At 31.8% G+C, this 23,603-nt stretch carries 24 protein-coding genes (1 of these 24 only partly in view); 16 read left to right on the top strand and 8 right to left on the bottom strand.

Going from position 1 to position 23,603, the window contains the following annotated elements:
• The first annotated feature begins 126 nt into the window (after window positions 1-126).
• Window positions 127-1,659: a glutamine-hydrolyzing GMP synthase gene (gene guaA / locus KM029_RS11585; protein ID WP_144073435.1), complete on the top strand. Its 1,533-nt coding sequence runs from the start codon at window positions 127-129 to the stop codon at window positions 1,657-1,659.
• Window positions 1,660-1,966: 307 nt separating this feature from the next.
• Here guaA and KM029_RS11580 read toward each other — a convergent pair whose 3' ends face one another.
• Genes KM029_RS11580 through hemC form a run of 3 tightly spaced genes read right to left on the bottom strand, consistent with a single transcriptional unit; the run spans window position 1,967 to window position 3,938 of the window.
• The gene (locus KM029_RS11580) at window positions 1,967-2,458 is read right to left on the bottom strand and encodes an NADH-quinone oxidoreductase subunit C (protein WP_144073434.1); all 492 of its coding nucleotides are present in this window, start codon (window positions 2,456-2,458) and stop codon (window positions 1,967-1,969) included.
• 2 nt (window positions 2,459-2,460) lie between these two features.
• Window positions 2,461-2,985: an NADH-quinone oxidoreductase subunit NuoB gene (nuoB, locus tag KM029_RS11575; protein WP_144073433.1), complete on the bottom strand. Its 525-nt coding sequence runs from the start codon at window positions 2,983-2,985 to the stop codon at window positions 2,461-2,463.
• 23 nt (window positions 2,986-3,008) lie between these two features.
• Window positions 3,009-3,938, bottom strand: a complete 930-nt coding sequence (gene hemC, locus KM029_RS11570; RefSeq protein ID WP_144073432.1) for a hydroxymethylbilane synthase — start codon at window positions 3,936-3,938, stop codon at window positions 3,009-3,011.
• A gap of 401 nt (window positions 3,939-4,339) precedes the next feature.
• Here hemC and KM029_RS11565 point away from each other — a divergent pair, with 401 nt between their 5' ends.
• Together KM029_RS11565 and KM029_RS11560 are read left to right on the top strand one after the other, a co-directional pair.
• A complete protein-coding gene (locus KM029_RS11565) occupies window positions 4,340-4,738 on the top strand; it encodes an ArsR/SmtB family transcription factor (RefSeq protein WP_126617957.1) in 399 nt (132 codons plus the stop codon).
• 11 nt (window positions 4,739-4,749) lie between these two features.
• Window positions 4,750-5,283 carry an RNA methyltransferase gene (locus KM029_RS11560; RefSeq protein ID WP_144073431.1) on the top strand — a complete coding sequence of 178 codons (534 nt, stop codon included), beginning with the start codon at window positions 4,750-4,752 and terminating at the stop codon, window positions 5,281-5,283.
• A gap of 65 nt (window positions 5,284-5,348) precedes the next feature.
• Here the strand turns inward: KM029_RS11560 and KM029_RS11555 are convergent, their stop codons facing one another.
• The 3 genes from KM029_RS11555 to KM029_RS11545 all read right to left on the bottom strand — a co-directional run bounded on the left by KM029_RS11555 (window position 5,349) and on the right by KM029_RS11545 (window position 7,537).
• The gene (locus KM029_RS11555; RefSeq protein ID WP_144073430.1) at window positions 5,349-6,302 is read right to left on the bottom strand and encodes a hypothetical protein; all 954 of its coding nucleotides are present in this window, start codon (window positions 6,300-6,302) and stop codon (window positions 5,349-5,351) included.
• 72 nt (window positions 6,303-6,374) lie between these two features.
• Complete coding sequence (locus tag KM029_RS11550; RefSeq protein ID WP_144073429.1) at window positions 6,375-6,956, bottom strand: non-canonical purine NTP diphosphatase; 582 nt, start codon at window positions 6,954-6,956, stop codon at window positions 6,375-6,377.
• Between the two features lie 32 nt (window positions 6,957-6,988).
• A complete protein-coding gene (locus tag KM029_RS11545) occupies window positions 6,989-7,537 on the bottom strand; it encodes a GNAT family N-acetyltransferase (RefSeq protein ID WP_144073428.1) in 549 nt (182 codons plus the stop codon).
• A 116-nt stretch (window positions 7,538-7,653) separates the two neighbouring features.
• On the opposite strand from KM029_RS11545, the gene KM029_RS11540 reads away from it, so the two are divergent.
• The 12 genes from KM029_RS11540 (at window position 7,654) to uvrC (ending at window position 19,470) form a co-directional block, all read left to right on the top strand.
• The gene (locus tag KM029_RS11540; protein WP_205125486.1) at window positions 7,654-8,283 is read left to right on the top strand and encodes an L-threonylcarbamoyladenylate synthase; all 630 of its coding nucleotides are present in this window, start codon (window positions 7,654-7,656) and stop codon (window positions 8,281-8,283) included.
• 30 nt (window positions 8,284-8,313) lie between these two features.
• Entirely contained in the window at window positions 8,314-9,630 is a 1,317-nt protein-coding gene (locus KM029_RS11535; RefSeq protein ID WP_144073426.1) for a UDP-glucose dehydrogenase family protein, read from the top strand.
• Between the two features lie 17 nt (window positions 9,631-9,647).
• The gene (locus KM029_RS11530; protein WP_144073425.1) at window positions 9,648-10,583 is read left to right on the top strand and encodes a UDP-glucuronic acid decarboxylase family protein; all 936 of its coding nucleotides are present in this window, start codon (window positions 9,648-9,650) and stop codon (window positions 10,581-10,583) included.
• A 274-nt stretch (window positions 10,584-10,857) separates the two neighbouring features.
• A complete protein-coding gene (locus KM029_RS11525) occupies window positions 10,858-11,229 on the top strand; it encodes a hypothetical protein (protein WP_144073424.1) in 372 nt (123 codons plus the stop codon).
• A gap of 153 nt (window positions 11,230-11,382) precedes the next feature.
• Window positions 11,383-12,108, top strand: coding sequence for a lipoyl(octanoyl) transferase LipB (lipB, locus tag KM029_RS11520; protein WP_144073423.1), 726 nt, complete (start codon window positions 11,383-11,385; stop codon window positions 12,106-12,108).
• 7 nt (window positions 12,109-12,115) lie between these two features.
• The gene (locus tag KM029_RS11515) at window positions 12,116-13,321 is read left to right on the top strand and encodes a 3-phosphoshikimate 1-carboxyvinyltransferase (RefSeq protein ID WP_144073422.1); all 1,206 of its coding nucleotides are present in this window, start codon (window positions 12,116-12,118) and stop codon (window positions 13,319-13,321) included.
• 21 nt (window positions 13,322-13,342) lie between these two features.
• A complete protein-coding gene (locus tag KM029_RS11510; RefSeq protein WP_144073421.1) occupies window positions 13,343-13,915 on the top strand; it encodes a MarC family protein in 573 nt (190 codons plus the stop codon).
• 218 nt (window positions 13,916-14,133) lie between these two features.
• Entirely contained in the window at window positions 14,134-14,958 is an 825-nt protein-coding gene (locus tag KM029_RS11505) for a GWxTD domain-containing protein (RefSeq protein WP_144073420.1), read from the top strand.
• Window positions 14,959-14,990: 32 nt separating this feature from the next.
• Window positions 14,991-16,097: a bifunctional histidinol-phosphatase/imidazoleglycerol-phosphate dehydratase HisB gene (gene hisB / locus KM029_RS11500; protein ID WP_144073419.1), complete on the top strand. Its 1,107-nt coding sequence runs from the start codon at window positions 14,991-14,993 to the stop codon at window positions 16,095-16,097.
• 127 nt (window positions 16,098-16,224) lie between these two features.
• Complete coding sequence (locus tag KM029_RS11495; protein WP_144073418.1) at window positions 16,225-16,773, top strand: DUF2911 domain-containing protein; 549 nt, start codon at window positions 16,225-16,227, stop codon at window positions 16,771-16,773.
• Window positions 16,774-16,917: 144 nt separating this feature from the next.
• Window positions 16,918-17,544, top strand: a complete 627-nt coding sequence (locus KM029_RS11490) for a transglycosylase domain-containing protein (RefSeq protein WP_184679504.1) — start codon at window positions 16,918-16,920, stop codon at window positions 17,542-17,544.
• 120 nt (window positions 17,545-17,664) lie between these two features.
• The gene (gene uvrC, locus KM029_RS11485) at window positions 17,665-19,470 is read left to right on the top strand and encodes an excinuclease ABC subunit UvrC (RefSeq protein WP_144073415.1); all 1,806 of its coding nucleotides are present in this window, start codon (window positions 17,665-17,667) and stop codon (window positions 19,468-19,470) included.
• On the opposite strand, the gene KM029_RS11480 is transcribed toward uvrC, so the two are convergent.
• Window positions 19,471-20,436 carry an ion channel gene (locus KM029_RS11480; protein ID WP_144073414.1) on the bottom strand — a complete coding sequence of 322 codons (966 nt, stop codon included), beginning with the start codon at window positions 20,434-20,436 and terminating at the stop codon, window positions 19,471-19,473.
• Window positions 20,437-20,450: 14 nt separating this feature from the next.
• Window positions 20,451-21,317, bottom strand: a complete 867-nt coding sequence (locus KM029_RS11475; RefSeq protein ID WP_144073413.1) for an aldo/keto reductase — start codon at window positions 21,315-21,317, stop codon at window positions 20,451-20,453.
• 98 nt (window positions 21,318-21,415) lie between these two features.
• Between KM029_RS11475 and KM029_RS11470 the strand changes: the two genes are divergently transcribed.
• On the top strand, window positions 21,416-23,603 hold the 5' portion of the coding sequence (locus tag KM029_RS11470) for a PAS domain S-box protein (RefSeq protein ID WP_144073412.1). It continues 785 nt past the right edge of the window; 2,188 of the gene's 2,973 nt are visible here — the first part of the coding sequence; its start codon is at window positions 21,416-21,418; the stop codon falls past the right edge of the window.

Below are 23,603 nucleotides of genomic sequence, written 5' to 3'. Positions count from 1 at the left end.
GTGTAGGGTGTTTTTTTTTTATTCAACATTACTCCTTTTATTATTTTATCATGAGAAGTATCACTTTTTCAATAAAAAACATCATCTTTGCATGCATCTAAAAATAATCTCTGAATACCAATCCTTATTATGGACAAGATCCTAATTTATGACTTCGGTTCTCAGTATACACAGCTAATTGCTAGACGTGTAAGAGAGTTAAATGTTTATTGTGAGATTTTTCCTTACAATCACGAACCGAAGATTGATCATTCTGAGTACAAGGGTGTTATCCTTTCAGGTAGCCCTCACTCAGTTTTAGAAGAAGATGCACCAAACTTCGACGTTTCCGATATCCGCGGAAAAATGCCTCTTCTAGGTGTGTGTTTTGGCGCACAGATGCTTGCTCATCAAAATGGAGGAACTGTCGCACGTTCAGAGCACCGTGAGTACGGTCGTGCAAACCTTGATTTCATAGATCATACTAGCCCTATGATGAAAGGAATACCAGAAGATACTCAAGTATGGATGTCGCATGGTGATACTATCCTTAATCTTCCTGATACCTTCAAAGTAATTGCTAGTACTACAAGTATACCTGTAGCAGCATACAGAATTCTTGGCGAAGAAACTTTTGGATTACAATTTCACCCAGAAGTAACTCACTCAAAAGACGGTAAGTTTATGCTTCAGGATTTTGTAGTAGGTGTTTGTGAATGTAAGCAAGATTGGACGCCAGAATCTTTTGTAGATAGTACTGTAGCAGAACTAAAAGCAAAACTTGGAGATGACCGTGTAATATTAGGTTTGTCTGGTGGAGTAGATTCTTCTGTAGCAGCAGTTTTACTACATAGAGCTATTGGTAAAAACCTATATTGTATTTTTGTTGATAACGGTTTACTTCGTAAAAACGAATTTGAATCTGTATTAGAATCTTACCACGGTTTAGGTCTTAATGTTAAAGGTGTAAATTCTAAGGATTTATTCTATAAAGAATTAGAAGGTAAAACTGATCCGGAAGATAAGCGTAAAGCTATTGGTAAAATCTTTGTTGATGTATTTGAAGCTGAATCAAAGTTAGTTGAAAATGCAAAATGGTTAGGTCAAGGAACAATCTACCCTGATGTAATCGAATCTGTATCTGTAAAAGGTCCTTCAGCAACAATTAAATCTCATCATAATGTAGGTGGTTTACCTGATTATATGAAATTAAAAGTTGTAGAACCATTAAATACTTTATTTAAAGATGAAGTACGTTTAGTGGGTAAGGCTTTAAATATTCCTCAAGAAATTTTAGGCAGACATCCTTTCCCTGGTCCTGGTTTAGGTATCCGTATTTTGGGTGATGTAACTGCAGAAAAAGTTGAAATTCTTCAGGAAGTTGACCATATCTTTATTCAAGGTTTAAAAGACCATGGTTTATATAATGATGTATGGCAAGCAGGAGCAATGCTTTTACCTGTTAACTCTGTAGGAGTTATGGGTGATGAGCGTACATATGAAAAAGTAGTAGCCTTAAGAGCAGTTTCATCTTTAGATGGTATGACTGCAGATTGGGTACACTTACCTTATGAGTTCCTTGCAGAAATTAGTAACAATATCATCAATAGAGTAAAAGGTGTAAACAGAGTAGTATATGATATTAGCTCTAAACCACCAGCAACTATTGAATGGGAATAGATTTTAAAATCTACATATATAATCCGATCAATTAATATAGTTGATCGGATTTTTTTATTTGTATAAATACTTATAATGTTACATGCATAAAAGTTTTATAACGATTAGTATATATTCAGAATTAATATGATTATATTTGGTTGTTAATAATCGTAAACACGACTATATAATCTAGTCTTATCTATATTAACTAACAAGGGTTACTTCTTTTTAGAAGTAATTCCTTAGTTAAGACTAAGATTTAAAAATATAAAAGCCGAGTCATTTAAAATGGCTCGGCTTACTTTATTTAGAAGGATTAATTATGTTAATCCTTTTCGTATTTTACTTTAATTCCATGGTATCTCTCTTCTGGTGTGTAATCTTTCTGGAGAGGGTGTCCAACCCAATCATCAGGAGATAGAATACGCCTTAAATCGGGATGATTATCGAAAGTCATACCTACTAAATCATACGCTTCACGTTCGTGCCAATCAGCAGCTCTCCAAACAGGAACTACAGAAGGTATATGTGGATTCTGTCTATCTAACACAACTTTTAAAGTAACTCTAAAGCTATTAGGAATAGAATAAAGATGATAAATAACCTCCATCGTATTTTTATCTGGTCCGTTATCTATTCCAGTTAAGCAAGAAAGTGTATCAAAAAATGTTGTTTGATTACCCTTTAGAAAAGAACAAACCTCAGTAATTTTTTCTGATGGAATTGTAATTTCTTGCTGAGGTAATTTTGTATCAACAGATAGTGTACAATCGGTAATGTTTTCTTCAATTAATGCAGCTATTTCCTCTGTTGTCATGATTATACTTTTGCTTTGTTCATTAATTTTTCAACTGCAGTAGGAGCCATCAATGTTTCTTCACGAATTTGATCACGTAATTTTAAGATACCACCTATTAATGCTTCTGGTCTTGGAGGACATCCAGGAACATAAACATCAACAGGAATAATTCTATCAACTCCCTTAACAACATTATATCCATGTTCCCAATATGGACCACCACAATTGGAGCAGCTACCCATTGAAATTACATAACGGGGTTCCGCCATTTGTTCATATAATCTACGAACACGGTCAGCCATTTTAAAAGTTACTGTACCAGAAATAATCATGGCATCTGATTGACGTGGAGTAGCTCTTGGAATAACTCCAAATCTATCTAAGTCATAATTGGAAGCAAAAGTTGTCATCATCTCGATAGCACAACATGCTAATCCAAATCCTAATGGCCATAAAGAAGATAGTCTCGCCCAGTTGATTAAATCATCAACTTTAGAAATTACAATTTCTCCTTGTCCAAACTGCTGATCTAATAAACCTTTCATATAAATAGCTGCGAAATTGCTTGTTAATTTTTTAGTTGAGCTAAAAGCTCTGCACCACCATTGGCCAATGTTTCTTTGGCAATTTTAGTTCCTGTTTCATTTGCTTCAATTGCAGGAACAGTATATGTATATCTTAATTGAGGTAAACCATCTGGCTTAGCCAATCCACCCGTTATAGTAATCTCTGATTTAGATGCCCATTTTGCTAAACAAAAAGCAGGAATACTACAACCGCCTTGCAATTCCTTTAGGAAAGCACGCTCAGCACGTACACAAGTTTCTGTTTTTTCATTATTGATTGCAGAGCGGATAGCGTCTTTTACCTCAACAGCTAATCCTGTACTTGCTTCAATAGCAACACAGCCTTGTCCCGTTGCAGGAGTAAATGTATCTACAGGAAGCTCATGTACAATCATGTTGTTGTATCCCATTCTGTGTACACCCGCATAGGCAAGCATAAGTACATCACATAGGCCATCTTCCATTTTTTTAATTCTTGTTTGTAAATTACCCCTTACATCAACAATTTTAGCTTTAGGATAATATTTTTTAAGCATTGCTACTCTTCTTACAGAAGATGTACCTATAACTATATCTGTATTCTGATCTATTGTAAGTCCAGATTTATGACTCACAAAAACATCATGACATTCCTCTCTGTCTGTAAAGGCAATTAATTCGAAATCATCACCTAAAGAGGCTTGCATGTCTTTTGCACTATGAACAGCAATATCAATACCTCCATTACGAAGTTGTTCTTCTAATTCCTCAGTAAAAACACCTTTAGAACCAATCTTTGATAACGAACGGTCAAGAATTTTATCGCCTTTCGTTTCTATCAATACTAATTCAGCATTCATGTTATTCTGCTCTAAAAGAGATTTAACATGTTCCGCTTGCCATAACGCAAGTTTACTTTTACGAGTACCGATTTTTATTGTTCTTTCTATCATATCTATATTAATAATTACGCGAAGATAATCACTAGTTGATTCAAAATGAAAATTGTAACTACATAGAAAGAAGAGATTTTAATCTTTTAGTCTTTTAGCATAAAAAAAAGACATTCAATATTTATCGAATGTCTTTCCACAACTGGTTAATGTTACTGGTGTATCATGCCATATAATAGGTGACTAACCTATTATCTTTACCTATTCAAGTATAACGGTTTAATTATAAATCATGAAATTTTCAATAACAAAATGTACATCTTCTTAGAATAGTTATATCTTGTTAATGTGAAATTTCAATTAATTGAAACAAAAGTTAATAAAGAGGTATTATTGACTATTCTATACAGATTGAAATAGAGATTTGTATATTTGCAAACGCGAATTAAAGCATTGTAATTATGAAGCTGAAACACTTCAATTTATCTATAGGTACTCAGATAATGAAGGCCTTAGGAGAGGAGTCGAGAATAAGAATAATAAATTTACTTCATACTAATGAAGAAATGTGTATTTCTGATATTGAATTAGTATTGGATTATACTCAAACAAAAACATCTAGGCATTTGATTTATATGAAAAATGCAGGGTTGTTAAACGTTAGAAAAATAGATCAATGGTCTTTCTATTCAATTAAAGAAGAAATTTCTGGTATTGTTGAAACTATTTTCAAATACATGGAAAGAGATGTTCAATTAATTGAAGACCAAGAAACGTACAATACATTGTCGTCTAATAGAGAGCTGGCAATGAACAAGATTGAACGCAGAAGAATGAGTCATTATCCAGAAGGAGATTAAAATATATTTTGATGAGAAAGTTAAGCATGGACGAACTCAATAGAGTTAGTGCCGAAGAATTTAAAGTACAAGAGAAAAATAATATTGTTGTTGTTCTTGATAATATTAGAAGCTTAAATAATGTAGGATCGTCTTTTAGAACAGGTGATGCCTTTGCAATTGAAAAGGTGGTGCTTTGTGGAATCACGGGGAAACCTCCTCATAGAGATATTCATAAAACTGCACTAGGAGCTCAAGATACTGTTACTTGGGAACATTTTGATGAAACAGTAGATGCTATTGCTTCTCTTAAAAAAGAAGGATACAAAGTAATTGCTGTAGAACAAGTAGAAGGCAGTACTTTACTTCAAGATTTTACAACTACTAAAGAAGAAAAAATAGCTTTAGTATTTGGTAATGAAGTAATGGGAGTAAGTGATGAAGCAATTGCTGCATCTGATATGGCTTTAGAAATTCCTCAGTTTGGAACAAAACATTCTCTAAATGTATCAATTACTATTGGAGTTGTACTTTGGCAATGCTTACAACAAAAAATGGGAAAGTAATTAACTTTTCGATATAAAAAATGGTCTTAGTTTCTAGAAACTAAGACCATTTTTTATTTATATAGTTATTTTTTTCTCCTTGCTACTGATCCGTTCATTATTTTATTCTCTTGTCTTCTTGATAATTCAAAAAGAGCAAGTAATAATAAAGAGAATCCAACACCTACAATATTCATTATACTCATATCATTATAGAAAGATATTATTCTTCCAATTAAAGAAACTATCGATAATGCCATTCCAATTGTAATAATATTTTTACTGAAGTAAATAATACCAATACAAGCAAAAAGTAATTGAAAGAGAAGATTTAATTGCATTTGCCATGCATTTCCACTACTCCATAAATCAGAAAAATATATTCCAAAAATCATAAAGTAAAATACTAACTGAGATGACTTGAAAACTGGTATTTCAGCTTCTGCAGTTTCATCACTACTATCATCATTACTTTTAAATATAGTGAAAAGTGTATAGCCTAAACTCAATGAAAAGACATAAAATAATGCACCCCAAATAGATTGTTGTAGAATCATATCTGTAGTTAATTGATCATTAAAAGTGGCAAATGAATTAATTACAGCTAAAATTACAGTTGCTCCAAATCCAATTATTAGACGGATAAAATCTGTTTTTTGGAAGAAAAAACGGAGTACTAATAAAGACAGAATCATTGCTAATCCTTTTCTAATTAGATTTCTAAAAATAGTATCAAGAAATATAGTATCGCCGCCATGTTGAATGTAGAGGTTCATCATCACACTAACCCATACACCAATAATACCTACCCAAAATAAAGATTTTTCGTTATATCTTTTTAGGATAGCAATACCAAAAAATAAAATAGTAGGAGAGCTAAAAGGACTTATCAAAATCAAACCAATGATCTTAAAAATATCTACTTCTGCGGTTGTAAGTCCATAAATTAAAGGTAGAATTTGAACTAATAAATAACCTAAGCCAAAAGCGAGTCCAAAATTTCTAAATTCCTTTTTTGTTTGTATTGATAGTTGTTTCATTATAAAAAAATCAGAAATGTATAATCTAAATTCATAGTGAATAAAGAATTGTAAATGCTGTAAAGGTAATCACTAAACTTTATCTTTTAGTAATTCAATTAATTTTACAACAGCTTTTCCTCTATGGCTAATTTCATTTTTCTCTTTAGACGATAATTGAGCAAAAGTACGTTCATGTCCTTTAGATTTAAAAATAGGATCATAGCCAAACCCTTCATCGCCTGTTCTTTTTGTGATAATATCACCTTCAGCAACACCTTCAACTTGTTCAACATTTCCATCCCAAAGCAAAGTGATCACTGTTCTAAACCTTGCGCTTCTATCATCTTTGTCTTCAAGGTTTTTAAGAACAAGATCCATATTATCTTCACTATCCCTTTGTGGTCCGGCATATCTTGCAGAATATACACCAGGTTCTCCATTTAAGGCATTAATTTCAAGTCCAGTATCATCAGCAAAACAACTAACACCATAATTATCCCATACATATTGTGCTTTTTGTAAAGAATTTCCTTCTAATGTTTCTTGTGTTTCAGGCAGTTCTTCTTCACAATTTATTTCTTTCAAACTCACAACTTGATAAAGGCCTTCTAGTTGTTGCTGAATTTCTCTCAGCTTATTTACATTATTAGTGGCAAAACAGATTTTTTTCATTTCTATATTTTTTTATGATGCGAAATTATTGATTAGAATTTATAATTATTTTTTATCAAAAATGCTTCTTCATAAGGCTCATCATCAATAGATTCATTAATAACTGAAAAACCAGCTTTTTGATAAACCTGAATAGCAAATGGATGATCAAATTGGCAAGTATGTAGCCAAACTTCTTTAGCTTTTAATTCTTCTTCAACTTCTCTAATGCTTTCCATTAAAAAAGATAAACCTAATTTTTGACCAATGAATGCAGGTAGTAATCCAAAGTAGGCCACTTCAATAGATTTTCGGTTTGAAATATCAAATTCAATAAAACCAGCAATTTCTTCATCAACTATTAAAGTAAGTAGTTTGCAATTATCAGATACTAGCCAAGAAGATAATTCTTGATCAGACATTAAGACTCTACCTGTCCACCCCCATTCAGCACCAACCTGATTGTATATTTTTAAATATTCTGAAGTTGATAAGGGGCTCCAATGTTTTATAGTCCCCTTTGGAAGCTTTCTTCTTTCTATCTTTAATGAAGAATCTTTCTTTAGGTACTGTGTTTTAACAGGAATAGTGATATAAGACATTTACTTATTATAATTTTAATTAATAAAGACAATATATAGTAAAACTTTTATTGAGTTTATAAGGATATATAAGTAATTTATAAGAACATCTTTTATCTTCACCAAATAATTGAAATATCATGGCAGAGTTATTTAGAATTAATCCTGACAATCCTCAGGAGCGAGTATTAAATGAGGTTGTTAAAGTGTTGAAAAAGGGAGGTTTAGTAATTTACCCTACTGATACAGTTTATGGTGTTGGTTGTGATCTTACAAATCAAGCAGCACTAAAAAAATTAATTCGTTTTAAGGGTTTAAAACCTAATAAGATGAATCTTGCATTTATTTGCTATGATTTATCTGATATAACAAATTATGTGAAGCACATAGAAACGCCAGCATTCAGAGTTATAAAAAAAGCACTGCCAGGTCCATTTACTTTTATCATGAAAGCAAGTAGTTCTGTACCTAAGCTCGTGGATACAAAAAAGAAAGAAGTGGGCATTCGTGTTCCAGATCATAATATACCACGAGAATTAGTCCGTTTGTTAGGTAACCCAATTGTAACTACATCTTTAAAACAAGAAGATGAAATATTGGAATACCCAACAGATCCAGAATTGATCTACGAGGATTATGGAAATCAAGTAGACGCAGTAATAGATGGTGGTTACGGTAATATTCACTTATCAACAGTAGTAAACCTAGTAGATGGAGATTTTGAAGTGATTCGTCAAGGTCAAGGTAATATTGAAGATTATCTTTAAAAAGAAATTAAATAATAAAGAGTATATACAATGAAAATAGCAGTTGTAGGAACAGGTTACGTGGGGTTAGTATCAGGTACTTGTTTTGCAGAAACAGGTCATCATGTGATTTGTGTAGATAATGATAGTTCAAAAGTAGAAAAACTTAAAGGTGGAGAATTAACAATTTATGAGCCAGGTTTAGATACTGTTTTCCTTAGAAATACTAAAGAGGAACGTTTATCTTTTACAACAAATTTAGAAGAAGCTGTAAAGGTTTCAGATGTTATTTTCTTAGCATTACCAACACCTCCTGGTGAGGATGGTTCTGCAGATTTATCGTATGTTTTAGGCGTTGCTGAACAAATAGGACATATTATTGATAAGGATGAATATAAAGTTTTAGTAGATAAAAGTACTGTTCCTGTAGGCACTGCCGAAAAAGTACATGCTGTTGTTGCAAAAAATTGTAAAGGTGCTTTTGATGTAGTGTCAAACCCTGAGTTTTTAAGAGAAGGTGTTGCAGTAGATGACTTCCTTCGCCCAGATAGAGTTGTAATTGGTACTTCTTCAGAAAGAGCAAAAGAAACAATGCAGCGTCTTTATGAACCGTTTGTTCGTCAGGGTAATCCAATTTATTTTATGGATGAGCGTTCTGCTGAAATGACAAAGTATGCAGCCAACTCTTACTTAGCAACAAGAATTACATTTATGAACGAGATTGCTAACCTTTGCGAAAAAGTTGGAGCAAACGTTGATAATGTTCGTATTGGTATGGGTTCTGATGGAAGAATTGGTAAACGTTTCTTATTCTCAGGAGTAGGTTATGGAGGATCATGTTTTCCAAAAGATGTTCAAGCATTATTTAAAACTGCTAAAGAGCATGACTATGACTTTAAATTACTAGACTCTGTAATGGGAGTGAATGGTGCTCAGAAATTTAAGTTAGCAGAAAAAATGAATGCTTATTTTGATGGTAATTTAAAAGGGAAAAAAATAGCAATTTGGGGTTTAGCATTTAAACCCAATACAGATGATATTAGAGAGGCTCCAGCTATTTATACAATTAGAGAGTTACTGAAAGCAGGTGCAGAAGTTTACGCATATGACCCAGAAGCTATGGAGAATATGAAAGAGATTTTCGGTGATCAGGTTACATTTGTAGAGCATAGATATGATGCATTGAAGGGTGTTGATGCATTAGGAATTGTGACGGAGTGGAACTTATTCAGAACACCTGATTTTAATTATATGGGAGAGCTTATGAAAGATAAAGTAATCTTTGATGGCAGAAACTTATATAATACAAAAGATATGAAGGAACTTGGTTTCTATTATAACAGTATCGGTAGAACTACAATTTATTAAGCTAAACTATTTATAAAATGAAAAGAGTATTAATTACAGGTGCTGCAGGCTTCCTTGGATCACATTTATGTGATAAGTTTTTAGCAAATGGTTTTAAGGTTGTAGGTATGGACAACTTCCTAACAGGAAGTGAAGACAATATATCTCATCTTTTTGGGAATAAGAATTTTGAATTTTTCCACCATGATGTGACTAAATATGTACACGTTTCTGGTGATTTAGATTATATATTACACTTTGCTTCACCAGCAAGCCCAATTGATTATTTAGAGATGCCTATCCAAACTTTAAAAGTTGGATCTTTGGCTCCATATAATCTTTTAGGTTTAGCAAGAGTGAAAAAGGCTCGTTTCATGATTGCATCAACTTCTGAAGTTTATGGTGATCCAAATGTTCATCCTCAGAAAGAAGACTATTGGGGTAATGTAAACCCAATTGGTCCAAGAGGTGTTTATGATGAAGCCAAACGCTTTCAAGAAGCAATTACAATGGGTTATCATACATTCCATGGTGTAAATACAGGAATGGTTCGTATTTTTAATACATACGGCCCAAGAATGCGTTTAAATGATGGTCGTGCTTTACCCGCATTTATGAGTCAAGCATTAAGAGGCGAAGACATAACAATTTTTGGAGATGGTTCTCAAACTAGATCATTTTGTTATGTAGATGATTTAGTTGAAGGAATTTTCCGTTTAACGATGTCAGACTACCATGACCCAGTAAATATTGGTAATCCTCAAGAAATTTCAATTAAAGATTTTGCAGAAGAGATTGTAAAACTGACAGACTCGGGAAGTAAAGTTGTCTATTTAGATTTACCAAAAGACGACCCTAAACAACGTCAGCCAGATATTACTAGAGCACAAGAAGTTTTAGATTGGAACCCTACAATTGATAGAGCTGAAGGTCTAAAAAGAACTTTAGAGTATTTTAAAAAGAAAGTAAAATAATTTAGGTTAATCACTTTCTATTTTGACAAGTAGATAGAGGTAATCAAAAAAATAGTAGTTATTTAGAAAGAGATTCTATAAAACATGTAGTTTTTATAGAATCTCTTTTTGTATATTAGAAAATGTATTCTGTTTAATATATTGATTATTAGTTTATTATTTGAATAAGTGTTATTTGTAAACAATCTTAATAAGAAGAACTGTTAACGTTTATTTGGCTAAACAATCAATAATGCTATCTTTGTCTAGATAGAAACCTCCAATTAGGATAAAAATGACTAGTGAAGAGAAAAAAGCTTACTTATTAATCAAATCAGTGATATTTCATTATCATGGGTTAGATGAAGATGAACAAGCTATCTTGGAGGAAACTGCTACTAACATTCAAGGTCATGATGAGCTAGAATGGGCTACTCAATTCATTGGAGAAGATTATGTAAATGCTTTTGATAGAGCAAAAGATTATCTTTCTGATGTAATGATGGATTTTCCTCCTGAAACAAGGTTAAAATATATATGTCTCGCATGGGACGCTAATAATAGAAAAGGTTACATCAGTGAGATGGAAGCTACTGCTATGCTTAAATTAGCGAACACTCTTGGGATACAAGGTGACTTTTTGGCGTATATTAAGTCATCTAACTAGAAAAATACCTACTTTTTTGTAGATAAGAACCTCTTCTTTTTAAAGGAGAGGTTTTTTTGTGCAAATTCGCGGTATGATTTAATTTAAATCATTTAGAACGGGTAAGAAAATAAACCTATTCATAATGTTCCTGATTTAGTTACCGGAGAGAACATGAACAAAAAAGTAGAATATCAGCATATTGGTAAAATGCCCTATGCAAAAGCTTGGGATTACCAAACAGAGTTGTTTGATGAAATAGTTCAAACAAAACTAGAAAATAGAAGAAGAACTGATCGAGGTGAAGAAGCACTTCCTACAAAAAATTATTTGCTTTTTGTAGAGCATCCTCATGTCTATACTTTAGGTAAAAGTGGTAAAGAAGAACACCTTTTACTTGATAAAGAAGGGTTAGAAAGAGAACATGTTGAATTTTTTAAAATCAACAGAGGAGGAGATATCACTTACCATGGTCCTGGGCAAATAGTAGGTTATCCTATATTAGATTTGGATAACTTTTTTACAGATATACATAAATACTTGAGACTACTTGAAGAAGCCATTATCTTAACATTAAAAGATTATGGAATAAAAGCAGGTAGAATTGAAGGTCTTACTGGTGTTTGGATTGGTGAAGAAGGTGATCCAAACCCTAGAAAAATATGTGCTTTAGGAGTTAAAACAAGTAGATGGGTAACCATGCATGGTTTTGCTTTTAATGTAAATGCAAACCTAAACTATTTCGGAAATATAGTACCATGTGGTATTTCTGATAAAGCAGTTACTTCTATGCAAAATGAATTAGGAAGGGAATTGCCAATGAATGAAGTTGAAGAGGTTGTAAAAAAACATCTTGAGAAACTTTTTGAAATGGAAATTTTTGAAAACAAACAAAACTAACAAATCAATGAAAATCTACCACCCGAGTAAAAGCGTAAAAATTGATGTACCATTAGTATCATCAAAAAGTGAAAGTAATAGAGCGTTAATAATTCAAGCATCAGCAACCGAAGAAATTGAGTTGTCAAATATCTCTATGGCAAGAGATACGCAAACAATGATGCGTCTTTTAGATTCATCAGAAGAAACATTAGACGTATTGGATGCAGGTACAACAATGAGATTTTTAACGGCATATGCAACAGCTAATAACCGTAAATCTATCATGACGGGAACACCTCGTATGCAAGATAGGCCTATAGGAATTTTAGTTGATGCTTTACGTTCAATTGGAGCAAATATAGAGTATTTGAAAAAGGATGGTTACCCTCCACATCAAATCAATAATTTTGAACAAACTTCTGATACTGTTAATATTAGAGGAGATGTAAGTAGTCAATATATCTCTGCATTATTACTAGTAGCACCAACATTACCAAAAGGGTTGAAAGTTATTTTAGAAGGAGAGGTAAATTCAAAACCTTACATTCTAATGACTTTAAGCTTAATGGAAAGCTTTGGAATTAAATATACTTGGGTAGAAAATGAAATTATTGTAGCACCTCAAGAATATAAAAGTGGTGCATATACTATTGAATCTGACTGGTCAGGTGCTAGTTATTGGTACAGTATTGCAGCTTTAGCTGATGTAGCTGAAATTAAAATTTTAAACTTACGCGAAAATTCCCTTCAAGGTGATAAAGCTATTGTTGAGATGATGAAGCAGCTAGGTGTAGAAAGTACTTTCGAAGCCGATGGAGTTCGTTTAACAAAAACAGCAAGAGCAGATAAATTTTTCTTTGATTTTACACATTGCCCAGATCTTGCTCAAACAATTGTAGCATTAGTAGCGGCATTGGGAATGGAAGGTAGAATGATTGGTCTTCAAAGTTTAAGAATTAAAGAGACAGATAGAATTGCTGCTTTGCAAAACGAAATCAAGAAACTTGGTTTAGAAATAGAGGTAGTAGGTGACGAAGAAATAATAGTACCAAAAGGCGGTATTACTATTGAAGGTCAGTCTATTAACACTTATGAAGATCATAGAATGGCAATGGCCTTCGCTCCTTTGTCTATATTAGGTCAACTAGAAATTGATGAGCCAGAAGTTGTAGAAAAATCGTATCCAAGTTATTGGAAAGATTTAGAAGCGGCTGGTTTCGTAACAGAATAATAAGTTTTAACAATTACTTAAATGGATTTTGACGTTTCATTTAAAGCAGTGGCATCAGTGTCACTAATCTTATTTTCAGTAATCGATATTATCGGTTCAATTCCTATAATTATTGATTTAAGAGAAAAAGAAGGAAAAATACAATCTGGTAAAGCTACTATTGTAGCAGGTATTATCATGATTATTTTTCTCGCATTAGGTAAGAAATTACTAGGTTTATTTGGAATAGATGTTAGCTCATTTGCCATAGCAGGTGCTATAATCTTATTTTTATTAGGTTTAGAAATGATATTAGGCATTGTGCTTTTTAAAAGTGAAGCCGAAGAGGGAGGATCTGGATCTATTGTACCTTTGGCTTTTCCTTTAATAGCAGGAGCAGGTAGTATGACAACAATAATTTCCTTAAAATCAGAATATTCTAATTTTAGTATTCTTTTAGGGATTATCATTAACCTACTATTTGTTTATATAGTCTTAAAAAGTTCAGGTTGGATTCAAAAAAAACTTGGACAAGGAGGTGCAAATATTCTAAGAAAAATATTTGGTATAATCCTTTTGGCAATAGCAATAAAATTATTTAAGACGAATATTTAAAATCATCTAAGAACATTACTTTTTCTTAAAAAGAGACTTTCTTAAAGATGAATTTACAAAAAGAGGTTTGAATCATGTGTAATTGATTCAAACCTCTTTTGTTATTTACAGACATTCATTAACTTAATACTAATATTATCTATTTATCAACTTATTGATTTATTATAATAGATAATTTATACTTAGTACCTAGCAACAGCTCTATATAGATTTATTTGATGAAACGAACTATTATATTACTTATCACATTAATAAATACTTTGTCTATAGGTTCATTATTAGCCCAATCTGCCTTTAATGTAGATTTAGGCGGTGGTGCAAAATATATTAGACAAGGGGAGAATGTCACTATTAAAGGAGATAATTCTCAACATTATTATGTATTTCATTTCTCAACAGATTTTATGCCTGCTCCACCACCTATGGTTGAAAATGCAAACTCTGGAAATCCAATGGTTGTTGATACAACTTTTGAAGTACAACCAAATATACCTATTCAGGTAACAAATACGGGGTTGTATTTTATTCAAACAGATACAACTTCAAGAGAAGGAGTAGGGTTTACAGCTATGCCATCTGATTTTCCGAAGTATAAAAAAATGAAAAATGTATACCCATCATTAGTATATATTTCTACTCAAAATGAGATGGCTTCATTTAAAACAGGTAGTCGCCCACGTAAGGCATTTGAAAACTTTTGGATGAATATTGCAGGTTCACCAGACAATGCTAAGCGCTTAATTAAATTGTATTTTGATAGAGTGACTGATGCAAATATTAAATTTACAGAATATAAAGAGGGCTGGAAGACGGATAGAGGTATTGTTTATATTATCTTTGGGCCACCTTCTGAAATTTCAAATATAGATGGTGGTATACGTTGGTCTTATGATAGCAACTTAAATCATGGTCAAGTTGAATTTGATTTTATAGAAGATAATAATCAATTTACGGGTACTCATTACGAACTAAAAAGATCGTATGATTACAAACGTGTGTGGTTTGATACCGTAAAAAAATGGAGAAACGGTACAATACAATAAACTGTCAGACAATTAACAACAAACTTTAAAACATGAAAAAGGCATTATTTATAGACCGTGATGGAACTATAATTGTTGAACCTCCTGTAGATTTCCAGGTAGATTCATTAGAAAAATTAGCATTTGTCCCACAAGCAATTTCTCAGTTACAGAAAATAGCTACAGAACTGGATTATGAATTAGTAATGGTTACTAATCAAGATGGTTTAGGTACAGATAGCTACCCTGAAGAAACTTTTTGGCCTGCTCACAATAAAATGCTTGAAACCTTAAAAGGTGAAGGTATTGAGTTTGACGATATGTTGATCGATAAAACTTTCGAACACGAAAATGCTCCAACTCGTAAACCAAGAACAGGTCTAATGGCTAAATATATGTCAGGTGATTATGATTTAGAGAACTCTTTTGTAATCGGTGATCGTTTAACAGATATTGAGTTAGCTAAAAATTTAGGAGCTAAAGGAATTTTTATTGGAGATAATCAAAACTCAGAAGCAGTATTAGAAACTAAATCTTGGGTTGAAATATATAACTATTTAAAAAACTATTCTCCAAATGGAAGAATGGCACGTGTTGAACGTGTAACCAACGAAACTAAAATCCTTATTGGTGTTAATTTAGATGGAACTGGTAAGTCTGACCTTTCTACAGGGATTGGCTTTTTTGATCACATGCTCCATCAAGTTGCTCGTCATGGAAAAATTGATCTAACTGTAAAAGTAGAAGGGGATTTGTATATAGATGAGCACCATACTATTGAAGATACTGGTTTAGCTATTGGAGAAGCATTTAAAAAAGCTTTAGGTGATAAAAGAGGTATAGCCCGTTATGGTTTCTTTATAGCTCCAATGGATGAAGTTTTAGCGCAAGTAGCTCTAGATTTCTCAGGAAGACCTTGGTTTGTATGTGATGCACCATTATCGAGAGAGAGTGTTGGTGATTTCCCCGTAGAAATGTTTTCTCATTTCTTTAAATCATTTTCTGATGCTTCTGGTTGTAATTTAAATATTAAATCAACAGGTGATAATGACCATCATATTATTGAGGGAACATTTAAATCATTTGCTAAAGCAGTAAGAATGGCAATTCAAGTAGAAGAAGGTAATAATGAGATACCTAGTACAAAAGGTGTTCTGTAGAATTCTTCCTTTAATTAATATTGACGAAAAACTTCCTTTTCATTATTGATAAGGTGTTTAAGTTTACGATATTTGAAGCGAACAGTATCTTATATACTGTTCGCTTCTTTTTTAATCCAAAATCAGAATGAAAAAACATATACTGCTCTTAGTGTTATTTCTTTGTATCGGGAAACTATTTGCACAAGAATTAAAACATAAGCCTAGAAAAAGTGATACTGGCTTAGCTACCTATAAAATGGATAATGGTACGTATGTAAAAATTACATACGGTAGACCTAAGATGAAATCTGATTTTGATAAAAAATTTGGAGTTTCTGTTCCTTGGAGAAAATTATGGCGATTTGGTGATGATGATGCCACAGAAATAACAATTACAGAAGATGTTACTTTGGCAGGGGAACCATTAGAGGCTGGTACATATTCTTTATATGCAATTCCGGATACAGCAGAATGGACACTAGTAGTAAATAAGGCACAAGGTGCATGGGGGACTTTTAAATATAATCAAAAAGAAGATGTATTTAGAGTGAAATTACCAGCATTAAATTCTTTCAGAATATTTCAGCAGTTTTCAATTTTCTTACAAGAAGATCCTGATGGATGTAATTTAGTAGCGATATGGGAACGTATTTCTATTGTAGCTCCAATAAGAAAAAATGAAGAAAACGATTAAATTACTTTCATTTTTTTAATAAAAGAATGATCTTTATTAAACTTTATTTAAAATTTTAGCTTAAACACTCTAAAAAGTGAGAAGTAATTGTTATTTTGTATATATACCTAATAACATCATTTACTTGATAAAATCCTTACTAACATGTTTATCCCTTTTATTAAACGATTAGCCATTTTTGTACTTAGTATTCATTTGTTTTTTGCTGTGTATATAGCATTTGGTGCACTATATGTAAAATGGGCAAATCCTACAATGTCTATGTATATGTGTGCAAGATCTCACTTTGATTTAAAACACGTACAAACACCAAAATTTATTCCTAAAGATGTTGTTCCAACTGATTTGCAGACTGCAATAATTGGTATCGACGACCCTTCTTTTAATATACACAATGGTATTACAGAAAAGACAGCACTTAATAATGCATCTATTTCTCAAAAAGTAGCAAGAACAATGTTTTTAATGCCCCATAATAATAATATGGGTAAGTATTTAGAAAGTTTTGCTGCAATGGAAATGGAAATGATTTTAGATAAATCAAGAATTTTTGAATTGTATCTAAATTATGCAGAGTGGGGGGAGAATATTTATGGTATTGGAGAGGCTGCAGATTATTATTATAAAAAAGACATTGATAAACTATCAAGACGTCAGAAAATAAAATTGGCATCTATCTTAGCAAAACCATTAAAAGTAGATCCATCTACTTATGATCAGGATAAAATGGTAGAGGCTCGTTTCAATTTATTAAATAAATACATGAAATAGTGTTTTTCAAAATATAAATTAAATGCACGTTGCTAATAAAGTAACGTGCATTTTTTATTTTAGATAAACCTCTCTTAGTTTTACTAGAGAACAAAAAATTAAAAGCAATAAGGAAGTCGAATGGATCATAAAGATAAATTGATGGAGGTGGTGAAAAACCTGCCAATGCAACCCGGAGTTTATAAATACCTTAATGAGGATGGAAAGATCATTTACATCGGCAAAGCCAAAAAGCTAAAAAATAGAGTTTCATCATATTTTCTGAAGCAAACGGCAATGAACCGTAAAACAAAAAAGCTCGTTTCGGAAATCAGAAAAATAGAATATGTAGTTGTTGATACTGAATTTGATGCCTTATTATTGGAAAATAATCTCATCAAAAAAAATCAGCCTAAATACAATATTCTTTTAAAAGATGATAAAACATATCCATATATCTGTGTAACTAAAGAACGTTTCCCTCGTGTTTTTTCAACAAGAAATACTCAAGATAAGAGACATCGTTATTTTGGTCCTTATCCTAGTGGAAGAACAATGACTGCTTTATTAGATCTTTTTAAGCAGTTATATAAAATTCGTAATTGTACTTATAATTTATCTAGAGAGAATGTTGCAGCGGGTAAATATGCTGTTTGTTTAGAATATCATATCAATAATTGCTTAGGGCCTTGCGAAGGAAAACAACAAGAAGGAAGTTATAACGAAGATATAGATCAGGTACTGCAAATTTTAAAAGGTAATTTAGGTGTAGCTAGAGAGTATTTTACATTAAAGATGGAAGAAGCTGTCACTAATTTAGCTTTTGAAGAAGCAAATAAATGGAAACAGAAACTTGAACTTATTACTAATTATCAATCAAAATCATTAGTAGTATCTCCTACAGTCAGAGAAATAGAAGTCTATGCAATAGTCTCAGATGATAAGTTTGCGTATGTAAACTTTATCAAGATTATGAATGGCGGAATTGTAAATTCTGAATCAACACAGATTACAAAAAAAATGGATGAGTCTGATGCTGATATTCTATTACATGCTATTATGGAATTCAGACAGCGTTACCATACAGCATCAAGAAGAGTGTTTGTAAATATAGATGTATCTGACTTTCTAGAAGAAGATGATAGAATGGAAGTTACCGTTCCTAAAATTGGTGATGGGAAAAAGTTAATACAGCTTTCATTTAAAAATGCAATGTATTACAAGAGAGAGAGGGAGACGTCTAGAGGAGAGATTAGTGATAGAAAAAGTAGCTATCAAACTTTATTACAATTAAAGTCAGAACTTCAATTAAAAGATGTTCCAGTACATATAGAATGTTTTGATAACTCTAATATCCAAGGAACACACCCTGTATCTGCTTGCGTGGTTTTTAAAGATGGAAAACCTGCTAAAAAAGACTATAGACATTTTCATGTTAAAACTGTAGTAGGTCCAGATGATTTTGCGTCTATGGAAGAAGCAGTTTATAGAAGGTATAAAAGATTGTTGGCTGAAAATCAAAAATTACCCCAATTAGTAATTATTGATGGAGGAAAAGGACAGCTTAGTGCTGCTTGTGAAGCATTAAAAAGTTTAGGTTTATATGGGAAATTACCAATAATTGGTATTGCTAAGAAATTAGAAGAAATTTTCTTCCCAGAAGATCCAATTCCTTTACATTTAAGTAAAAAGTCGAGGTCATTACAATTAGTGCAACGTTTAAGAGATGAAGCACATAGGTTTGGTATAACATTCCATAGAAATTTAAGAAGTAATGCTAGTATACATACAAAGCTAGAAGATATTCCAGGAGTGGGTCCAAATACAATTCAAAAATTATTGAGGCAATATAAAACCATCTCTAACATTAAAGCAGCTTCTGTAGAAGAGATAGCAGATCTCATAGGTAACAGTAAAGCTCAAAAAGTTAAAGATGGCCTAGCTTAATTATTTCTGATAATTTGGTTGATCTTCTATATTATGAACATCATTTACATTAAGAATAATATCACCTTCATCATCAACTTGAAAGTTTCTAATAAAACGTTTTCCTTCTAAGAAATCTGTTGCATAATAAGAATGATAAGTATAAGTATCTTGCCCAAAAGTTTCATCATATACTTTTAAAGTGATTAAAACTTCGGCATGTCTTTTTATCATTTCTTCTTGTGTGATCCCATAGAGTGGACTTTGCTCATCTATCATATGTACTAAAGTCCAAGATAAAGGCATAAACATAATTTTAGATCTTTCTAATGATAAATCAAAAAAGTTACGTTTATGTATTTCTTTTCCTTCAGAGGTAGTAATTGGCTCTTGGATAGAAATAAAAACAGATGCTCTAAGGTTTAGTAGCGTATTCGCTCTTTTATTTATTATTCTAAACTGTAAACTCTTCTTGTTGGTATCCTTAAAGAGTGTAATGATAGCATTTTTAGAAAAAATAATTTTAGATAATGGTCTAGAAAAACGACCATAAAGAATACCGGTACTAAAAGCAGATAACAACAAGCCATTAAAAGCTTCAATACTTGCAATTATTCCAATAACATTACTTTCTGGTGCCATAGCTCCATACCCAACAGTGGTAAAAGTCTGGACACTAAAAAACAATGCTTGAGTGAAATTGTCACCCATACTATCGCTTACAATTACACCAGATATATCTTCTAAGCCACATGCCATGTACAGGAATGCATAAATAATATTGGTAGAAAGAATTACACTTCCCACAACAATAACAAACGGAAACCACCGGATTGAAATTAACCAATGATAGGCGTCTCTTACAAAATTGGCAGTGCCTTTTCTTCTAACGTTAAATGAACCATTGGAATTGATTATCCTTTTGGTTTCATGATCATATTGAACACCAACTCCAGGATCTTGTATTTTTGATGTTTTATCAGACATAAATAATTATTTGCTTAAGGTACTTCGTGTCCAAGTGAAGCTTCAAGAATTCTAAACCAATCCTCTCTTTCTAATTTTGTAGATAATACTTCTGCAGCAGTTTCAATACGACTTCCTTTTGTTGTTCCTAACACTGGTGTAATACCGGCAGGGTGTGTTAAGTGCCATGCAAATATTGTTTGATCAATGGCTAAGTCATATTTAACCCCCACTTCTTGAATAACTTTACGGAGATATATATTGTGATCTGATTCTCCAGAAAATATTTTTCCATTTCCTAAAGGAGACCAAGCCATAGGTTTTATACCATGCTCAATACAATTATCTAAAGAGCCATCAAACAATGCATTTGTCTGCAACGGTGAAATCTCAATTTGATTAATACTTAAAGGAGTAAACTTATTAAGGGCATTTACTTGATGTGGTAAGAAATTACTTACTCCAAAAGCTTTAACCTTTCCTTGATCTTTAAGTGTTTGAAAAGCATCTGCAACTTCAAGAGGATTTAACAAAGGATCAGGACGATGAATCAGAAGATAATCAATAACATCGATATTTAATTCTTTTAAAGAATTTTCTGCAGATGTAATGATATGTTTTTTAGAAGAATCATAGGACTTAATACTATGTTCAGGTCTATTAGCTGTAGTAAGTTTGATACCACATTTAGTAATAACCTGCATTTTAGACTTAATTTCAGGAGATAATTTAAGGGCTTCACCAAATTTCCCCTCAATTGTATATCCTCCATAAATATCGGCGTGGTCAAAACTCGTAATACCAGCATCTATACTTTGGTGGATAAGCGAGTTTATTTCTTGAGTAGATAGGTTTCCCCAATTCCATACTCCAGTGACAATTTTAGACAGTTCTATTGACATTGTATATTTGTACGGTTAATTTTTAATCGAAAAAATGTATATTTACTAATTATATTTCTATCTGCGAATGACTTTAACTACTATATTCGAAACTTACTATGTTAAATAAGACTTTCCTAACTCAAATAGAGAAAGACAAAAATATTCCTTTTTTAGTAGTTCAGAAAAAGAATTTCTTATTAATTGAAAGTAATAAGGGTAGTGAGATTTTGCCTAATTTTTCCTCGTTAGAAGAAGTATACTTCTTTGATATTTGTCCATTAGAATGGAAAGGTATCTTCATTGGTTCGTTCAAAGAGTTGAAACCAGAGGAAAAAATATTCCAAAAGTTATATAATCAAGAAGGAGAAAAAATTGAAATTGAATTAGATCTGATTGTTCATGAGTTTATTATAATTAAAAAGATCGTTGATGATAATTCCTCTGCTTTATCCATAAGGGAAAAACAATATAGAGAGCTATTATCATTAAAAGACATTCAATTAAAAGCTAATCAATTTGACCAATTATTAGTAGATCTCCTTTTAAAACATTCTGATGATGCTATTTTTTTAGTAGATCACGATTATGAATTTATTCATTATAATCAAGCAGCTAAACTATTAAGAAGAAAATTAATGCACACTCCAAAAAAAGAGGGTGTAAAGTTTAATGAATTGGTTAATAGATATGAAAGATTAAAAATAGGAGTATCAAAAGCTTTAAATGGTGAGCAATTCTTTTCAGAAATATCTTATGAATCAACTGTAGGTAAACCAATATTTTTAAGAACTCATTACCAACCAATAAAAAATACAGAAGGAGTTGTTTTAGCATGTTTAGTGATAAGTAAAGATGTTACTGCTAGATCTACAATAGAAGAATTATTCTCAACTGTTTTAAATCAAAGTACAATTGGTTTTACAATTATAGATAATGATGGTCGTTTGGTTCGAGTAAATGATCATTTATTAGATCTATTACAGTTAAAAAATACAGAGGTCATTGGAACTGATTTTTCAGATTATATTCACCCTACTTTAAGAAAGCATTTTAAAAGTGAATTTAAAGAAATTATCTCTTCACATGATGTAGAATCTCCTGAAACACTATTTCTTGATTTAGTTAAAAGAGATGGAGAGTCAATTCTCTTTGAGGTAGACACTCGTAAAGTTAAATTATCTGATACGCGATATGGTGTGATGGCAACATTAAAAAATGCCACACAAAAAGAACAAAATAGCCAGATGTTAGAGGAAATGCAACGCTTAATAAAAGCTTGCGGATGGGTTTATGATCGCTACTCTAAATCTATGAAAGTAACTAACGAGGTCTCTCAAGTAATTGGTATATCACAAGAGTTTGTTTTTAGAAATCCTGGAGCATTACTCTCTATGTGTGATGAATCCTCTTTAAAACGCGTTAAAACAATATTAAATCAAGCATACAGAACACAATCAGATTTTGATTTAGAACTTTTAATTTACCCTAAATATAAAGGAGAGCAATGGGTACGTTTAACCGGACGACCTATTATTAGACATGATAGAGTAGTAGGATTGTATGGAGGATTACAAGATATTACTCAACAGAAAAAAGCAATTCGTTTATTAGAGAGGAATGAAACCTTTATAGATGAGATCCAACGTGTAACCCAAGTAGGTAATTGGGTATATGAAGTGAAAGAAAAGAAATATCATTGGTCTGATCAGTTGTTTATATTTTTAGGAGCAGACGCAAAAAAACAAGATGTACCTTCTTTTCAGACACAATTAAAATACATAGACAAACATTACCGTTTTATTTTTAAAGAGGCATTAAAAGACTTGTACTTATTTCATAAGCCTATTGATTTAGATATTAAATGCCATGAAAACCTAATTAAAAACCATGATAGAGAATATTTAAATATTCAAGGAAGGCCAATTTATGATTCAGAAGGGAAGTTATTACGTTTCGTTGGAGCAATCACTGATATTACAGAAAGAAAAAGATCAGAAGAGCTAAATCAAAGTAAAAAGATTTGGTTAAAATCGATGATTAATGCTGCAAAAGATAGTTTTATTGCAGAATACTCTGGTAGAGTAGCCAATTATAATAAAGGACTTCAGCGCTTATTAGGGTATAATAATTATTTTGATCTTAGAGGTAAAGTTTTTCTTGACTTTTTTGATGAAAAGGATCATTCTAGGATTTTAAAATACCGTCAACAATGTAGAATTGGTGATATATCAGCACCTCCTAAAATTGAAGTGAAGATTAAAACTAGAAATAAAGGATTTATAGATGTTGAATTAAGTGCAAACC

Origin of the sequence: Flammeovirga kamogawensis (assembly GCF_018736065.1) — a bacterium.
Classification (GTDB): Bacteria; Bacteroidota; Bacteroidia; order Cytophagales; family Flammeovirgaceae; genus Flammeovirga; species Flammeovirga kamogawensis.
Note: the sequence above shows the minus strand (reverse complement) of the source record. Positions and strands in the feature narration are given on the sequence as shown.

Excerpts from the sequence above, each read along its gene's own strand:
- hemC (WP_144073432.1), bottom strand. The coding sequence starts at position 3,938 with ATGATAGAAAGAACAATAAAAATCGGTACTCGTAAAAGTAAACTTGCG.
- KM029_RS11530 (WP_144073425.1), top strand. The coding sequence starts at position 9,648 with ATGAAAAGAGTATTAATTACAGGTGCTGCAGGCTTCCTTGGATCACAT.
- KM029_RS11550 (WP_144073429.1), bottom strand. The coding sequence starts at position 6,956 with ATGAAAAAAATCTGTTTTGCCACTAATAATGTAAATAAGCTGAGAGAA.
- KM029_RS11515 (WP_144073422.1), top strand. The coding sequence starts at position 12,116 with ATGAAAATCTACCACCCGAGTAAAAGCGTAAAAATTGATGTACCATTA.
- uvrC (WP_144073415.1), top strand. The coding sequence starts at position 17,665 with ATGGATCATAAAGATAAATTGATGGAGGTGGTGAAAAACCTGCCAATG.
- KM029_RS11480 (WP_144073414.1), bottom strand. The coding sequence starts at position 20,436 with ATGTCTGATAAAACATCAAAAATACAAGATCCTGGAGTTGGTGTTCAA.
- KM029_RS11560 (WP_144073431.1), top strand. The coding sequence starts at position 4,750 with ATGAGAAAGTTAAGCATGGACGAACTCAATAGAGTTAGTGCCGAAGAA.
- KM029_RS11525 (WP_144073424.1), top strand. The coding sequence starts at position 10,858 with ATGACTAGTGAAGAGAAAAAAGCTTACTTATTAATCAAATCAGTGATA.
- nuoB (WP_144073433.1), bottom strand. The coding sequence starts at position 2,985 with ATGAAAGGTTTATTAGATCAGCAGTTTGGACAAGGAGAAATTGTAATT.
- KM029_RS11535 (WP_144073426.1), top strand. The coding sequence starts at position 8,314 with ATGAAAATAGCAGTTGTAGGAACAGGTTACGTGGGGTTAGTATCAGGT.
- KM029_RS11495 (WP_144073418.1), top strand. The coding sequence starts at position 16,225 with ATGAAAAAACATATACTGCTCTTAGTGTTATTTCTTTGTATCGGGAAA.
- KM029_RS11545 (WP_144073428.1), bottom strand. The coding sequence starts at position 7,537 with ATGTCTTATATCACTATTCCTGTTAAAACACAGTACCTAAAGAAAGAT.
- KM029_RS11565 (WP_126617957.1), top strand. The coding sequence starts at position 4,340 with ATGAAGCTGAAACACTTCAATTTATCTATAGGTACTCAGATAATGAAG.
- lipB (WP_144073423.1), top strand. The coding sequence starts at position 11,383 with ATGAACAAAAAAGTAGAATATCAGCATATTGGTAAAATGCCCTATGCA.
- hisB (WP_144073419.1), top strand. The coding sequence starts at position 14,991 with ATGAAAAAGGCATTATTTATAGACCGTGATGGAACTATAATTGTTGAA.
- KM029_RS11490 (WP_184679504.1), top strand. The coding sequence starts at position 16,918 with ATGTTTATCCCTTTTATTAAACGATTAGCCATTTTTGTACTTAGTATT.
- KM029_RS11505 (WP_144073420.1), top strand. The coding sequence starts at position 14,134 with ATGAAACGAACTATTATATTACTTATCACATTAATAAATACTTTGTCT.
- KM029_RS11555 (WP_144073430.1), bottom strand. The coding sequence starts at position 6,302 with ATGAAACAACTATCAATACAAACAAAAAAGGAATTTAGAAATTTTGGA.
- KM029_RS11580 (WP_144073434.1), bottom strand. The coding sequence starts at position 2,458 with ATGACAACAGAGGAAATAGCTGCATTAATTGAAGAAAACATTACCGAT.
- KM029_RS11510 (WP_144073421.1), top strand. The coding sequence starts at position 13,343 with ATGGATTTTGACGTTTCATTTAAAGCAGTGGCATCAGTGTCACTAATC.
- KM029_RS11475 (WP_144073413.1), bottom strand. The coding sequence starts at position 21,317 with ATGTCAATAGAACTGTCTAAAATTGTCACTGGAGTATGGAATTGGGGA.